The sequence below is a fragment of the Lysinibacillus sp. G1-3 genome (genome assembly GCF_056322905.1).
The window spans coordinates 309,404-325,221 of sequence record NZ_JBWHYQ010000001.1 but is presented as its reverse complement, the minus strand read 5'-3'; the positions used below and the strand labels follow the sequence as shown (position 1 = coordinate 325,221).

At 37.6% G+C, this 15,818-nt stretch carries 17 protein-coding genes; all 17 read right to left on the bottom strand.

All coding sequences use genetic code 11. The annotated features are described in order from the left end of the window. Position 1: 1 nt before the first annotated feature. The 17 genes from ACVYAD_RS01565 to ACVYAD_RS01485 all read right to left on the bottom strand — a co-directional run bounded on the left by ACVYAD_RS01565 (position 2) and on the right by ACVYAD_RS01485 (position 15,812). Positions 2–1,105, bottom strand: a complete 1,104-nt coding sequence (locus tag ACVYAD_RS01565; protein ID WP_476424156.1) for a DgaE family pyridoxal phosphate-dependent ammonia lyase — start codon at positions 1,103–1,105, stop codon at positions 2–4. After that, positions 1,083–2,189 (bottom strand): amidohydrolase/deacetylase family metallohydrolase, encoded by a 1,107-nt coding sequence (locus ACVYAD_RS01560; protein WP_476424248.1) that lies wholly within the window; start codon positions 2,187–2,189, stop codon positions 1,083–1,085. Before ACVYAD_RS01560 ends, ACVYAD_RS01565 begins: the two co-directional genes overlap by 23 nt. A gap of 410 nt (positions 2,190–2,599) precedes the next feature. Then, the gene (locus ACVYAD_RS01555) at positions 2,600–2,974 is read right to left on the bottom strand and encodes a hypothetical protein (protein ID WP_476424154.1); all 375 of its coding nucleotides are present in this window, start codon (positions 2,972–2,974) and stop codon (positions 2,600–2,602) included. Continuing rightward, positions 2,974–3,477 (bottom strand): chemotaxis protein CheD, encoded by a 504-nt coding sequence (locus ACVYAD_RS01550; RefSeq protein ID WP_349660913.1) that lies wholly within the window; start codon positions 3,475–3,477, stop codon positions 2,974–2,976. The genes ACVYAD_RS01555 and ACVYAD_RS01550 overlap by 1 nt, the downstream gene beginning before the upstream one ends. A gap of 3 nt (positions 3,478–3,480) precedes the next feature. Next, positions 3,481–4,113 (bottom strand): chemotaxis protein CheC, encoded by a 633-nt coding sequence (locus tag ACVYAD_RS01545; RefSeq protein ID WP_349660872.1) that lies wholly within the window; start codon positions 4,111–4,113, stop codon positions 3,481–3,483. Between the two features lie 9 nt (positions 4,114–4,122). After that, positions 4,123–4,569: a chemotaxis protein CheW gene (locus ACVYAD_RS01540; protein WP_079560480.1), complete on the bottom strand. Its 447-nt coding sequence runs from the start codon at positions 4,567–4,569 to the stop codon at positions 4,123–4,125. Positions 4,570–4,596: 27 nt separating this feature from the next. Next, positions 4,597–6,663, bottom strand: a complete 2,067-nt coding sequence (locus ACVYAD_RS01535) for a chemotaxis protein CheW (protein ID WP_476424152.1) — start codon at positions 6,661–6,663, stop codon at positions 4,597–4,599. A gap of 14 nt (positions 6,664–6,677) precedes the next feature. Beyond that, positions 6,678–7,832, bottom strand: a complete 1,155-nt coding sequence (locus ACVYAD_RS01530) for a protein-glutamate methylesterase/protein-glutamine glutaminase (protein WP_476424150.1) — start codon at positions 7,830–7,832, stop codon at positions 6,678–6,680. Beyond that, positions 7,833–8,708, bottom strand: a complete 876-nt coding sequence (locus ACVYAD_RS01525) for a MinD/ParA family protein (RefSeq protein ID WP_427482578.1) — start codon at positions 8,706–8,708, stop codon at positions 7,833–7,835. Then, complete coding sequence (flhF, locus tag ACVYAD_RS01520) at positions 8,705–9,901, bottom strand: flagellar biosynthesis protein FlhF (RefSeq protein WP_349660868.1); 1,197 nt, start codon at positions 9,899–9,901, stop codon at positions 8,705–8,707. Before flhF ends, ACVYAD_RS01525 begins: the two co-directional genes overlap by 4 nt. Next, positions 9,898–11,931, bottom strand: coding sequence for a flagellar biosynthesis protein FlhA (flhA, locus tag ACVYAD_RS01515; protein WP_476424148.1), 2,034 nt, complete (start codon positions 11,929–11,931; stop codon positions 9,898–9,900). The genes flhF and flhA overlap by 4 nt, the downstream gene beginning before the upstream one ends. Before the next feature lie 26 nt (positions 11,932–11,957). Then, entirely contained in the window at positions 11,958–13,046 is a 1,089-nt protein-coding gene (gene flhB / locus ACVYAD_RS01510; RefSeq protein ID WP_349660866.1) for a flagellar biosynthesis protein FlhB, read from the bottom strand. Position 13,047: 1 nt separating this feature from the next. After that, positions 13,048–13,824 carry a flagellar biosynthetic protein FliR gene (gene fliR / locus ACVYAD_RS01505; RefSeq protein ID WP_197141921.1) on the bottom strand — a complete coding sequence of 259 codons (777 nt, stop codon included), beginning with the start codon at positions 13,822–13,824 and terminating at the stop codon, positions 13,048–13,050. A gap of 4 nt (positions 13,825–13,828) precedes the next feature. After that, positions 13,829–14,098, bottom strand: coding sequence for a flagellar biosynthesis protein FliQ (fliQ, locus tag ACVYAD_RS01500; RefSeq protein ID WP_197141919.1), 270 nt, complete (start codon positions 14,096–14,098; stop codon positions 13,829–13,831). Positions 14,099–14,111: 13 nt separating this feature from the next. After that, positions 14,112–14,777: a flagellar type III secretion system pore protein FliP gene (gene fliP, locus ACVYAD_RS01495; RefSeq protein ID WP_349660865.1), complete on the bottom strand. Its 666-nt coding sequence runs from the start codon at positions 14,775–14,777 to the stop codon at positions 14,112–14,114. Continuing rightward, entirely contained in the window at positions 14,774–15,439 is a 666-nt protein-coding gene (locus ACVYAD_RS01490) for a flagellar biosynthetic protein FliO (RefSeq protein ID WP_476424146.1), read from the bottom strand. Before ACVYAD_RS01490 ends, fliP begins: the two co-directional genes overlap by 4 nt. 10 nt (positions 15,440–15,449) lie before the next feature. After that, positions 15,450–15,812 (bottom strand): response regulator, encoded by a 363-nt coding sequence (locus ACVYAD_RS01485; protein ID WP_079560469.1) that lies wholly within the window; start codon positions 15,810–15,812, stop codon positions 15,450–15,452. Positions 15,813–15,818: the final 6 nt, after the last annotated feature.

Sequence of the window (15,818 nt, the reverse complement as noted above, 5' to 3'; positions counted from 1 at the left end):
ATTACATCCCCCCTACTAATTCGCGGATTTTTGCTTCAATAACGTTAATGTCGTCACCTTGTAGCGGACGTGGATCAATATCGAAATATCCTTGTCTTACACCGTAATCACGTGGATAAATGGCAATTTCTCCTTTTTTCAGTCCTTCAACTACTTCTTTTGCAGTAATGTGTGCCTTTTCAGGGTCGATTTGAATACGTCCACGAAAGATTGCTCGTCCTGCTTCATCGTTTACAATTGTTACATTAACCCCGCTTATTTCTTTTAATGGCAATAATGTTTGTAATATTTCTTTTTCTTGCTTACTTTTTTCTTTTTTGACATCGTATTCATCAAGAGCTTGAAGCAAACCAAACGTCGTTTCTTTCCCGACCTTCATACTTCTTCCTATGCAATGCAATTGGACTTTTATCCACTCAATATACTTTTTCTTTCCCCCAACAATCCCTGATGTGGGTCCTTCGATAGCCTTAGAACCACTGAAAATTGCTACATCCGAATATTTCACATATTTTCTGATATCTTCTTCTGCTGCAGCATCGATAATCAGTGGAACATCATTGAGTTGTGCAATTTCCCAAGCTTCTTCCACTGACATCATATTTTTTTGAACTGTATGATGTGATTTCACGTAAAGAATGGCTGCAGTGTTCTCGCTAATAGCCTCTTGAATATGTTCGACTCTACCGTCATTCGCATAGCCCACTTCAACGAGTTTTCCACCGCCCAAATAAACCATCGTTTCAATAGGTGCTCCATATTGAACGTTGTGGCCCTTCAACAAAATAATTTCATTTTTTAATATGATATCTTGGTGAAGACGCTCACTTTTACGTTGGCTTCCTTCTGTCACAAGTGCCGCTACTGATAGAGCAATCCCGCTTGATGCAGAATTCACTACAACGGCTGCTTCACAATTGAGGATATTTGCAATATACTCGCCTGCTTTATCGACTAAATCTGCAATTTCCACATAATTTTGTCCACCGAATTTCATTGCATCCATTACCGCATCTGATGGCGTAGAGACGCCAAGAATGCTCATTCTCCCACTTGCATTAATTACGCGTTTTAGCCCATATTTAGCATTCAATGAACTCGCCATTTACAACCACTCCTTTTGCTTCGATACTTTGATTAGTCTCACGCTTTTCCCCTTCGGAATCAATGAGTATCATCGGTTTATGTTCAACCGAAAATAACGTTAAGTTTGCAACATCCCCAACTTTTATTCGACCTAATTCAGGTTTTCCGAGCCAGGTTGCTGCATTCGTTGTTACAGCTGCAATGACTTCATCTAGAGAGTAGCCAAGATAAAGGAATTTTGACAGTACATTCGCCATACTAAATACTGGACCGTTTAATCGATTTTTTCGGTAAATGTCTGTGCTGATTGTATTTAAAGCAATGTGATGTCGTTTGGCCGCTTCAGCAACTTGAAAGGAAAAACTTGCATTACCATGTCCAACATCTAAATGAACACCACGTTCAATCGCATCCGATAAAAGTTGTAACGGCTTTCCTTGATCATCGAAAAGGTTGTTCGTTTTCCCGTTCAAATAATGAGTAATGACATCGTGTTTTTCTAAAAGTGGTATAACTTCCTCAATACTTGGCGGAGCTGAACCGATATGCACCATTAATGGTAGCCCTGTTTCATTAGAAAGCTCCCGTGCAATATGCAATGGCTCAATACCGGTGTCATGGACAACGCTTTTACTAATTCGTGCCTTTAAGCCAACGATTGTATCACTATATTTGATGATTGCATGTTTAGCCTTTTCCTTATCAATCCAATCTAATTTAGATAATTCATCAATTCTCTGTAAACCAATCCTTGAAATATTTAAAAAGGCAAACAGATTCGTTTTAGACCTTTCTTTACTTTTGACTAATTCGTCTATTCGATCAGCACCACAGCTTCCAGCATCTACAATGGTTGTCACACCACGCTTAATACCAACTTCATCAATTTCATCACCATAAGGATTAAATTCTGGAAATGCGTGGACATGTAAATCAATCCAACCGCTCGACACATAAACATCTGCATCCGTATAGTCGAAAACTTTATTACGACGTCCACACCCTCCCTTCGTTATTTCGACAATCTTGCCATTGTCAATTACGATATCGATATTATCTCCTGTTACATGCTTTACATTACGTAATACAAACCGCTCATTCATTGATTTCACCTTTTCGTAGCTCATGTAATGACTCTAGCAATAGAGAATTGCTTATTATCAAATAGAGCTTTCGTTCAAACATTATAATGTTATATTGTTAAAGTACCATATAAATCTACTAATGTGAATATAACGTTATAATGTTTGTATATAAAAGAATTCTAAGATCGTGGGACATCTCTTCGCAAAAAAAGGATATGACAGACCCTAGATTTTTATTTACCCGAGAAACAGATTTGAAAACATCATGATTCAAAAGATAGGTTTTCATAACTAAAATACATATTAAATACACTCAAACAAGGATTTCTATTGATTTACTGAAAAATCGTAGCAACAAATTTATCTCGCAATATTGCAATATCCTTTCAATTTACACAAAAAAAGAGCCGCTACTTGCGACTCCTTTTTTAAGCATTATTTAATTGTTGATCCGCCTCACGATTCATCATCGTTCGTACAGCCTGAGCAATCTCTTCCGAGTTCTCATCTTGAAACTCTACGGTTGAATTAGCCGTCGGTGTTTCTTGATTTTCTCCCTCTATATTCTCAGATTCGTTTTCTTCATGCTCACCTTCAACGAGTTCTTCATCTCCCTCAGGTGTGAATAAAACGTAAGCAATTAATAATCTGACAATATACATGACGAAAAACATAATTATTCCCGCTACAAATGACCCTACGATAATACGTAGTGGTGTGTAGGGTTTTAGAAATGTACTAAAAAAATAGATAGAAAAGGCAATTAACGCACCCCATAGGTTATAAAAAATAGAACCGAACATTATATTTCGCTCACTCCTTGGTTAACCGTTCGAATATGTAATGTCGACGTCGCAGGATTAAATTCAATTGTTCTACCACTGTTGCCGCCTGTGTCTTCGGCAACTAAACGAATTCCATGACGCTTCAGCTCATGCTTTACAGCTTCTACATTACGTGGGCCGATGCGCATGGAGTCCTTATCTGAAGTGAATTGAAACATTTGCGCACCGCCCGCAATTTTTGCCTTTAGCTTGAATTTTTGAACGCCTTCTAACTTTAATAAGTCAATCATTGCCGCAATGCCTGTGTCAGCAAATTTAGCCACATTTATTGACTCTTGTCTTCCTAAACTCGAATCTGGCAACATCACATGTATTAAACCAGCAATTTTTTTTGATTCATCATATAAAATAACGCCTACACAAGACCCAAGTCCTGATGTTCTTATCGTATTCGGTAACTTTACTACATCCATTTGTGCAATTCCAACTTTTACAACTTGGCCATCACTACTATTTAGCATCATCTACAAAACTCCTAATGCTTTAAAAATAGCATCAAATGAGTCTGGATCTGGTAATAAGAAGAAATGACCTCTTACTGTTTCCTGATCTTCTACACCGTCTTCAAAAATGGATGTGTTTATGACGATAACATTATCGCTAACGTGTGATAATTCAATTAAACCAATACTAATAATAGCACCAAACATGTCAACACTTAGTCCTGGCACAGTTGGATAAATTTTTAAATTCGTAAAGTCAGATAATGCCGATAAATAAGAGCCTGATAAAATATTACCCATTTCCTGCATAGCTGATAACCCTAACTCTGAAACAGGTCGTTTTTTAAAGTCGAATGATTCATCAAATATGAGACGACGGATAAAACGATTTGCTTGTTCAATTGGCAGGATAAAGAACATACTACCTTCAGCATCACCTTCAATGCGTAAATAGATTCCTACTACGACATTTTCAGATCCTCCTGCAAGCTCCATCATGTCATTAAAGGATACCATTTCAACCTTTGGTACTCGCATATCAATTTTTTTACCAAGCAAATTGGAAAGTGCTGTCGCAGCATGCGCAGCACCTATATTACCAATTTCCTTTAATACGTCTAAATGTAGTGATGTAATCTTTTGATTATATGTCATTATCGATCCCTACTTTAGTGGATTTAATACTTTCTCTAAATGCAATAAAATTAATAATCGTTTATCTATTTTGGCTACTCCTGAAATAAACTCTTCTTCCAGTGAACCTACTACTTCGGGCTGTGGTTCAATTGAGTCAGCTGGGATGTCTAACACATCATTTGCAGAGTCAACGACGAAACCTACTTCCATATCTTCTAATGAAATAATGATGATGCGTGTTGTTTCTTCATGCTCAGAGATCGGTAATTCAAATCGTTCACGTAAATCAACAATTGGCGTTACGACACCGCGTAGGTTAATAACACCTTTTACGTATTTTTCCGTTTTCGGTACACGTGTAATATGCATTAGTTTTTCAATCCCTTGTACATGTGACACTGGAATCGCATATTCTTTATCTGCTAGTTGAAAAACAATTACTTTAATACTTTCTTGTTCCACTGCGTTTGTCATTGTCTACACCTCTCTTATTCATTCACCTTATTTAATAAGTGCGTTACAATCCACGATTAAGGCAACTTTCCCGTTACCTAAAATTGTTGCACCTGAAATTGCAAAGATATTCGTTAAGTAATTCCCTAATGATTTCAGCACAATTTCTTGTTGGCCAATGAATGAATCCACAACTAAACCAGCAAGTTTCTCACCTTTTCGAACGATGACCACTGAATGGAATTCGTCACCCTGTGGTTCTTTGCGCGGTACCTCAAAGATTTCTTCTAAAAATACTAGTGGTACTACTTTGCCACGGAAATCGATTACTTTTTGATTATGTGCATTCATAATTTCTGATGAACGGATAATTGAAGTTTCAATAATTGATGAAAGTGGAATTGCATAAATTTCTTTTTCGATTTCTACTAACATGACAGAAATAATTGATAATGTCAGTGGTAATTGAATCGAGAATACTGAGCCTACATCTTGTGTAGATTCAATCGAAATATTTCCACCCAATGATTCGATTGTTGTTTTAACAACATCTAATCCAACACCTCGACCTGATACGTCAGAAATAACATCTGCTGTTGAGAACCCTGAAGCCAAAATAAGCTCATTAATTTGCTTATCTGACATCGAATATGATTGTTCTTGTGTAACGATACCTTTAGAAATGGCTTTCGCCAGTACTTTTTCACGGTTAATTCCTGCCCCATCATCTTCAATTTCAATGAAGACATAGTTACCACTATGATAAGCACGCAATACTACTGTTCCTTCTTCTGGTTTACCTTTTGCAAGGCGAGTCGTAGGATTTTCGATACCATGGTCAACAGAGTTACGTATTAAATGAACAAGAGGATCCCCAATTTCATCGATTACTGTACGATCTAGCTCTGTTTCAGCACCAATAATTTCGAGGTTAATTTTCTTGTTTAGATCACGTGATAACTGACGAATCATTTTCGGGAAGCGATTGAATACTGTTTCAACCGGAACCATACGCATCGTTAAAATAATCGTTTGTAAGTCACCCATAACACGGCTCATGCGCTCTACTGTTTCATTTAACTCTCCATGATTAACCTCAGTTGCAATAGACTGTAGTCGTCCTCGATCGATAACTAGCTCTTCAAATAGATTCATTAATATATCAAGTCGATCGATATTCACACGAATTGTTTTATTACCAACAGGCGCATGGCTTTTATCAGCCTTAGCGGGAGCTGCTGCTGTTGTAGGTTTAGGTGCTGCACTATTTTTTTCTGGAACTGTAGCAGGTTTAGCCTCTACTTCCACCGTTGCTGTTGCTGCTACTTCTTGAATCGCTTGTTCTTTTTCACTATGTTGTTTTGGATCAATAGCAGCGACAATCACTTCATCAACTTCTGAAACTTTCATAATCTTTTTCTGCATGTCTTCAGCGGATTCTTTTGTTACAAAAGCTACGTAAAATTGTTGATCGAACTGTTCGTCTTCAAGCTTTTCTACAGATGGACTTGATTTAATAACTTCCCCATCTTTTTCTAAAATCTCAAACACCATAAATACTCGTGCTGCTTTTAAAAGACAGTCCTCACGTAATTTCACTGATATTTCAAATGCATTGAAACCTTGCTCAGCAGATTGTGAAATAACTGTTTGCTCAAAGCCGTCATACTCTAATGTACTTGCTACAACTGTAGTTGGTGTCTCAGTAGTTCCTACCACTTCAGGAATCGCCTCTTCACCTAATTCAATACGCTTTAATTGAGCAACAGTTGAAGATACATCACGTTTTCCATCTCCGCCATTCGCAATGTCCATCACCATTTCTTCTAGATGGTCTACAGACTCAAAAACAACATCTAAAATTTCAGGAGATACATGGATTTTTTCGTTTCGGATCGCATCCAATACATTTTCCATTTTATGAGTTAAATCCGCTAAATCTTCAAAGCCCATTGTCGCAGACATACCTTTTAATGTATGCGCAGAGCGGAATATTTCTCCGACAATCGCCAAATCATCTGGATTTTTTTCTAGTTCTAATAAATGTTCACTACATGCTTGTAAATGGTCTTTACTTTCTTCAATAAACATCTCTAAATATTGATTGACTTCCATAAGAGGACACCCCTTTAAGGCAAATATTTCATTATTGTTTGTGCAATATCATCTACATCTGCTACTTCATTGACAAGCTGCGTTTCCACAGCCGCTTTCGGCATACCATACACAATGCAAGTTTCTGCTGACTCAGCGATTGCCATCACATTTCCGGTACTTTTTAGTGCTTTTAGTCCGTCAGACCCATCATGGCCCATACCCGTCATAATAACAGCCACTTTATCAAAATCTTTAAATTGGCTAACATCTTCAAACATCACATCTACTGAAGGTCGATGTCCAGATCTAGGTGGTTCATTATTATCAAGGACTATGCCAAAGGAGGTACCTATTTTTCTAAGTTTTAAATGATACCCACCAGGGGCAATATACGCTACTCCATTTTGCAGAATATCACCTTGCTCAGCTTCTTTTACGGTAATCTCACTCAATTGATCCAGACGATTAGCAAGAGATTTTGTAAATCCTGCCGGCATATGCTGGACAATTAAAATGGGAGCTTGAATTGATTTTGGGATTTTTGTAATTACTTCTTGTAAAGCTCTAGGCCCGCCTGTGGAGGTACCTATCAGTACAATTTTCCGACCTACTTTACTCCATTCTACATGTGGCTTTGATAGTTCTGCCCTTGTCGGAAAAACATTGTCAGAAGGAGTCACCCTGTCTTCACTAAGTGAATTTCTTCTAATGATACTTGCTTGTAATGGCTGTTCTTGTTGTCTTTTAGTACTAGAAGGTTTCTTTAATTTCGAAATAGGTACCAACGATGCTTGTTCAACCTTGTGGACAAGTTCAGTTTGGATTTTATTTAAATCAAGAGAAATTGTTCCGCTCGGCTTTGCGACAAAATCTACTGCCCCAAATTCAATTGCCGATAAGGCATTTTCTGCTCCTCGTTGAGTTGTACTAGAGAGCATAACAACAGGTACTGGACATACAGTCATAATTTCTTTTAAAGCATCAAGCCCATTCATTTCAGGCATCTCAATATCCATCGTCACAACTGTTGGTTGCAATGTCTGAATCTTTTTTACCGCATCTTTCCCATTTCGTGCTGTTCCAACTACCTCAACCTTCGAGTTGCCAACAAAAAAGTCACTAATTAGCTTTCTCATAAAAGCAGAATCATCAACAACTAATAGCTTGCTTTTATGTAAAAAGTCCAATTAATCACGTCCTTTCGAAAAAATATTTCTTAATTTTGTTAAAAATTTACCTGCTGACTGATCATGTGCATGAACTTCTTCCACACGGTGTTCCATAAAACGCGCTACTATAAGTTGCAGTGTCTTTGTAATAAGTGCGTCTGGATAGGCAAGTGAAAAAGGCACCTGCTCACGCACAGCCTTACGCACAGCAGAATCTTCAGGTAATGAGCCTAGTATCGTAACCTCTTTGTCCAAAAACCGTTTCATCGTAAGCTTTAGTCGCTCATTGGTTTCCAGTCCTTCTTCTTTACTATAAGCTCGGTTACAGAGTACATAAAATTGCTTGTCCGCATCTCGCATATGAATATATTTCATCATTGAATAAGCGTCTGTTATAGATGTTGGCTCTGCCGTAGATAAAACAATAATTTCATCTATAGAAGTTAATAAATCTAATGACCAATTAGTAGCTCCTGCTCCCATATCGAACAAAATGTAATCAAAGGTTTGTTGAAGTTGCTCAAATGCGTGAACGAGTCGTTCAAACATTGCCTCTGACCATTCTAAGACGCCCGACATACCAGACCCACCTGAAATATACCTTAAATTGTAAGGACCTTCAAATATTACATCATCCAGTAACTCATTTCCTTCCAAGTAATCTTTTAAACTATAAGAAACATTTTTTCCAATTAAAATATTGATATTGCCCATACCAATATCCATATCAACGATGACAACTTTTTTCCCTTTATTGGCCAATGTAATGGCAAAATTCGTCGTGAAGTTACTTTTTCCAACCCCACCTTTGCCACTTACAACCGCAATTGCTCTACCTAATTCACCCTGCTGTTTCAACATTTTCAAGCGTAATGTTTCAGCTTGGTCTCTCATTTTTCTTCACCTTGAAAAAATAAATTTAGTACTGCTTCTAGATCAGCTTCTTCAATATCTTCTGGTACTTCTTGACCATTCGTATAGTAAGCAAGTCCCTTATTATATTTAATCATTAAATTAATCATTGTGCCAATAGAATTTGTTTCATCAATCTTTGTAAAAATGAATTTTTCAATTTGTAATTGCTTAAATTGCTCGATAATGTTTGCCATGTCCTTTTCTTTTGTTGTCATTGCAAGTACTAAGAAGGACTCTGCTTGATCATCAAATTTTATGAGACGCTGCAAATCATCTACATATTTTACTTCTTTATAATTGCGGCCTGCTGTATCTATAAACACTATATCTAAATGGGCCAATCGGTGGATTGCTTGTTCAAAATCTGTTGCATTATAGGCAATTTCGACAGGAGCCTGTAACAGTCCAGCATACGTTTTTAATTGCTCAATTGCGGCAATACGGTACGTATCGGTCGTGATAAATCCTACTTTTTTCTTTTTTTCTAAAACTGCTCTAGCAGCCATTTTAGCAATTGTCGTAGTCTTTCCGACTCCTGTTGGTCCTAACACATTAATATATTTTTTTTCATAGGATATACCTCCAACTGGTAGATCCTCTAATTCTTTGCGCAATAAACTTTTCGTAATCATCTTACATTGCGAAAAATTGATGTCTGACGCTTCTTTGACATGCGCAAAAAGCTCATCACCAATCGTTGTGATGAGCTCCTCACTTAGCTCTTGCTGTCTTAAGTATTCAATGAAGGATAAGAGTTCATCTGGATATTGATCTTGGATAGTCTTCTTATGCATCGAATGCATTAAAGATTTTAAATCTGCAATTTCCTTCCTCAAATCTTCAGAAATGCTAGCTTCCCCATGTAAGGGCGCATCATTCTGCGGCTGTACTTGGTGTATTTTAGCTTGAACAGCGTTCGTAATCTCTTGTAACCTTGCATTTTCATGTTTAGTTGTTGATGTAGGTAAAGCTACAGGTGCTGGAGCCATATTACTTGGCTCCATTGAATCAATACCTGCAACAACCTCAAAGCTCTTCTTTTTAATGATTCCAAAAAACTTTTTTGTAACGACTACTTTTGAGTTCAAAATGACAGCGTCCTCACCTAATTCAGCACGCACAAGCTTCATCGCTTCTGGTATGGAGGATGCATAATATTTTTTCATTTTCATTCAACATTCACCACCCCAACACTTTGAATTTCAACCGTAGCATCAAGTTCGTTGTAAGATAGAACTGGAATTTGCGGGAAATAGCGCTCCGTAAGTTGACGTAAATACATACGAACTGCGGGAGAGCATAAAATAATAGCAGATTGTTCCATAAAGGAAACGCGTTCCACTTCTGCAGCAATGGTCTCTAAAATCGTTTGAGAATCTTGTGGATCCATCGCTAAATAATTTCCATGATCCGTTTGTTGAATACTATCAGCAATTAATTTCTCTACTTTACCGGAGACAGTAATAACTTTTAATGATGAGCTGTCCCCTACGTATTGAGAAGTGATTTGACGTGCCAACGCTTGACGTACATACTCAGTTAATACATCAGTATCACTCGTTAACTTTGCATAGTCTGCTAGAGTCTCAAAAATAATTGGTAAGTTTCGCACTGAAACATTTTCTCGTAGAAGTTTACCAAGTACTTTTTGAATTTCTCCAGTCGATAATGGAGCAGGTGTTAACTCTTCAACTAAAATTGGATGCGTTTCACGTAAATGATCGATTAACTGCTTCGTCTCTTGACGACCGAGTAATTCATAAGCATTTGCACGAATCATTTCCGTTAAGTGAGTCGACACAACGCTTGGTGGGTCAACAACTGTGTAGCCAAACATTTCGGCATCCTCTTTCACTTGCTCCGTAATCCATTTTGCAGGTAGGCCAAATGACGGTTCAACCGTGTCAATTCCTTCGATAGAATCATCATCTCCTGGACTCATTGCTAAATAATGATCAAGCAGAAGTTCACCACGTGCCATTTCATTACCCTTTATTTTAATTCGATATTCATTTGGTTGTAATTGAATATTATCGCGAATACGGACAACTGGAATGACAATCCCTAATTCTAATGCTAACTGTCGACGTATCATAATAACTCGATCTAATAAATCGCCGCCTTGTGCAGCATCTACTAACGGTATTAAACCATAGCCAAACTCAAACTCGATTGGGTCCACATTTAATAAATTCACAACGTTTTCAGGGCTCTTCATGCCGTCTGTTGCCACTTCTTCCTCAATTTCAAGTAATTCTTCTTCATCCTCTGGTTTCTTATGATCCATCATATAAGCACCAGCAATTAGCGAACCACCAATTGGAATTGTTATCCAGATAGGTATAGGTGTGAAAAATCCAAGTAAAAGTATTGTTCCACCCGCTACATAAAGCAGTTTTGCTTGAGCAAATAACTGTCCCGTAATATCTTCACCAAGACTACCTTTAGAAGATGCACGTGTTACGACAATCCCTGTCGCTGTAGAGATCAGTAACGCAGGAATTTGTGAGACAATACCATCTCCCACTGTTAACTTAGAAAAATGATTTGCTGCCTCTGCAAATGGAAGCCCCATCTGTACAACACCGATGATGATACCAAATAATAAGTTGATAATAACCATGACCATTGAGGCAATGGCATCCCCTTTTACGAATTTTGTGGCACCATCCATCGCTCCGTAGAAATCCGCTTCACCCGCTACTTTCTCGCGTCGTTCACGTGCTTCCCGCTCAGAAATAACTCCTGCATTTAAGTCTGCATCAATACTCATTTGTTTACCTGGCATCGCATCAAGTGTGAAACGTGCTGCTACTTCTGCTACACGCTCCGCTCCTTTTGTAATAACGATAAACTGAATTAACACAAGAATTAAGAATACAACTAAACCAACTAGTACATTCCCGCCGACTACAAAGTCCCCAAACGTTTCTACAACAGAACCCGCATCACCTTTTGCTAAAATGGCACGTGTTGTAGAAACACTCAGTCCGAGTCGGAACAAAGTTAACAATAAAATAACTGAAGGAAAAATAGAAAAGTCTAGCGCTTCCTTCATACTCATTGCTGTTAAAAGCACTATTAATCCTAATGTAATATTAATGACGATTAAGAAACTTAACATCCACGGAGGAAGAGGGATGATGAGCATCGCAACGATTAAAATAACCGCACCTAATACCCCTATATCGCGAACTTTCATTTGTGTCCCTCCTACTAATAAAAGCTTTAAATTTTCCGCTTAATTCGATAAACATAAGCAAGCACTTCTGCTATTGCTTTGAAAAACTCTTCTGGTACTTGATCGCCAATTTCTACTTGATCGTACATCGCTCGTGCTAATGGTCTATTTTCAACCATAACCACATCATGTTCTTTCGCAATCAGTTTAATTTTTTGAGCGATAAAGTCCGTACCCTTTGCAACGATGCGTGGGGCATCCATACTTTCATCATCATATTTGATGGCAATCGCATAGTGAGTTGGGTTTGTTATGACAACATCGGCGTTTGGAACCTCTGACATCATTCGACGCATCGCCATTTCGCGTTGGCGTTGTTTGATTTTCGATTTTATCAGCGGATCGCCCTCACTATTTTTATATTCATCTTTAATGTCTTGCTTAGACATTTTAAGATTTTTTTCGTAATCATGTTTTTGATACATCCAGTCTAAAAGGGATACACATAGTAAGACGAGAGAAGCAGCAATCCCCATGATACCAACAAGCTTACCCACTGTAATAAGAGTCATCCATGGGCTTTTAAAGGATAACGCCAAAACTTCCGGCAAATTTGTCCAAACGATAATTGTCGTAACGCCACCTATAAAGCCAATCTTTAACACTGACTTAAGAAGCTCTATAATGGCTTTAACAGAAAATATTTTTTTCAACCCTTTGATCGGGTCCATTTTTTTTAAATCAAACTTCATCGGCTCTAATGTAAATAGGAAACCGAACTGTAGGAAGTTACCTACTAATGCTCCAACAAACGCAATTCCCATTATTGGGACAATAATAAAAGCCATTTGCACTAATGTTTCTGTAAATAAGCTCATCACACTATCAATTGTTAATGTTTCTACGCGTATGTTATGAATAAAAGTTTGCCTGAAAAAAGCTAAAAGATCGTCTCGCAATGAACCTGCAAAGAAGAATAAAAAGATAAATACCATGAGCATGACAATTGCACTGGAAATATCCTGACTTTTGACAACCTGACCTTTTTTTCGAGCATCTTGTCGTTTTTTAGGCGTCGCCTTTTCCGTTTTTTCTCCCGCAAAATACTGTAAATCTAAATCCAGAAGTAGCAACATTTTACCCACCACCTAAAATAGCCATTACATCACGCATAGCATAAATCATAATGGTAATAAGCTTTTGAATAACTTGAATCATTACAGCCATCATTGTAAATAACACTAGAAAACTAACGCCTATTTTAATAGGAAAACCGACAACAAAAATATTTAATTGTGGTACAGTTTTCGCTGTGATCCCTAGCGCCAAGTCGACTAAAAATAAAGTTGCTACAACAGGAGCCGCCATTTGAAAGGCAATCGCAAAAACAGCCGTAAATGTTGTGATGATAAACTCTATATAACCGTCATTTGCGAAATTAGGAAATCCTTGATCCATCGGTAAAAATTGATAACTATAATAAATTCCATCGAGAATCATATGATGTCCATTGATAGCTAGTAAGAAAAGTAATGCTAGTGTATTAAAAAATTGTCCGATCAATGGACTTTGTGCACCTGTTTGCGGGTCAATAATATTGGCAATGGCAAAACCCATTTGAAAATCTATAAAGCTTCCGGCAATTTGAATTGCCGACATGATGATATAGCCTACTAAACCGAGTAACAGTCCAATGAGCGCTTCTTTCATCACTAAAAGTATGTAATCACCATTAAATACAAATGGTTCGACGTCAATTGTGTAATACATCATCCAAGCTAAAACTAATGCGAGAGTTATTTTAACTTGTGGCGGAATCGTTCTGTACGAGAAAAATGGCACCGTGACAAAAAATGCCGATACGCGCACAAGTACTAATAAAAAAACCGTAAAATGCGGGATTAATTCATTCATCTACTCACCCTATATAACGCGTTAAATTCTCAAAAATGTCTCTCGCATAGCTAGTCACTTGTGATAACATCCAAGGACCAAAAAATACGATGGCTGCTAATACAGCGACGATTTTTGGAACGAATGCTAAAGTTTGCTCTTGAATCGATGTTGTTGCCTGAAAAATACTTACCGCTAAACCAGTGATTAAAGCAACTAATAGTAGCGGACCGCTTGTTAGAAGGATAATCATAATGGCACGCTCTGCAATTGAAATAACCAATTCACCTGTCATACTGTATCATCCCCTAAAAACTTTGTAGTAATGATTTCATCACAAGATACCAACCATCCACGAGTACAAATAATAAAATCTTAAACGGTAATGAAATCATAACCGGTGGTAACATCATCATCCCCATCGACATTAGCGTACTTGCGACAATCATGTCGATTACTAGGAATGGAATAAAAATCATAAAGCCAATTTGAAACGCTGTTTTAATCTCACTCAATGCAAAAGCAGGTACTAGCATTGTAAGAGGAATTTCTTCTACAGATGCTGGCTTTTCTGCCTTATTATACTTTAAAAATAAATCAAGATCCTTTTGCCTTGTATGCTTACTCATAAACTCTTTAAAAGGCTCACTGGCACGATCATATGCTTCTTCAAGGCCAATTTCCTCAGAAAACAATGGCTGTAATGCCTCTTTGTTGACCTCTTGAAATGTTGGGGCCATGATAAAGAAAGTTAAAAATAAAGCAAGACCTACAATGACCTGGTTTGGTGGCATTTGCTGTGTCGCCAATGCAGTACGCGTAAACGATAACACAATAACAATTCGTGTAAACGATGTCATCAAAATTAAAATACTCGGTGCCAGTGAAAGAACTGTTAACAGTAATAGAAGCTTCACAGAGCTGGAGACATTTGTCGGATCGCTGTTGGAAAAAATACTGATTACATCATTCATTTCTCATCATTCTCCTTTTGCTTCCATTTCTCCAGTTCTTCATTGCGCTCCTGTTTAATTTCGGTAATCTTTTTTTCAAACAGCTCACCAAAAGAGGTTTGTTTTTGCTGTACGGATGAACTCTCATTATTTTTTTTCTTAAACTTAGATAATACTTCTGCAATATACGGTGATGTTGCTGCAAGTTCTTGTCGTTCATTATATAGTGCTAAAAGTGTTGCAACTTCATCGGGATCAGTAATTTCACGTAATAGCTGGACATCCTCACCGACCCCAACTAAATAGAGTGTTTTACCTACTTGTAATAGTTGTACTGACTTTTGGGCACCTAGTGATAAACCGCCTAAATTTTGTACTAATTGATTACGTTGAAAGTTTAAATTTCTTTTATTTAAAAACTTCATTAATCCATAAAATAAAGCTACAACAAAAATAAGCGCCAATACCATTTTTATGTATTCCCACGCAGATAAGCCTCCAGCCGCTGGTATATCTGAATCTTTCTTAGCAGCTGGAGTACTATCTTCTTTACAATCTCCTTTAATGCAGTCGCTCACAAAATTCGTGTCAGATTCTGCATATACAGAAGTCGGTGTAGGGTACAAAAACAGGAAGGATACAAGAAATGCGAAAATCATCGTTAGACGAAATGATTTTAACATTTGCATTCAATCATCCTAGAGCTTTTTGAATCGCTTCAATTACACGATCAGCTTGGAAAGGTTTCACAATAAAATCTTTCGCACCTGCTTGAATTGCATCGATTACCATTGCTTGTTGTCCCATTGCTGAACACATAATAACAGTTGCATTTGGATGTGAGCCCTTAATTGCTTTAAGAGCTGCAATACCGTCCATCTCTGGCATTGTAATATCCATTGTTACTAAATCTGGCTTTAATTCGTTGTACTTTTCAACAGCCTGTAAACCATCAGCTGCCTCCCCAACAACTTCAAATCCATTTTTCGATAAAATATCCTTGATCATCATGCGCATGAATGCAGCATCGTCTACAATCAAAATTCTTTTAGACATGGTTAA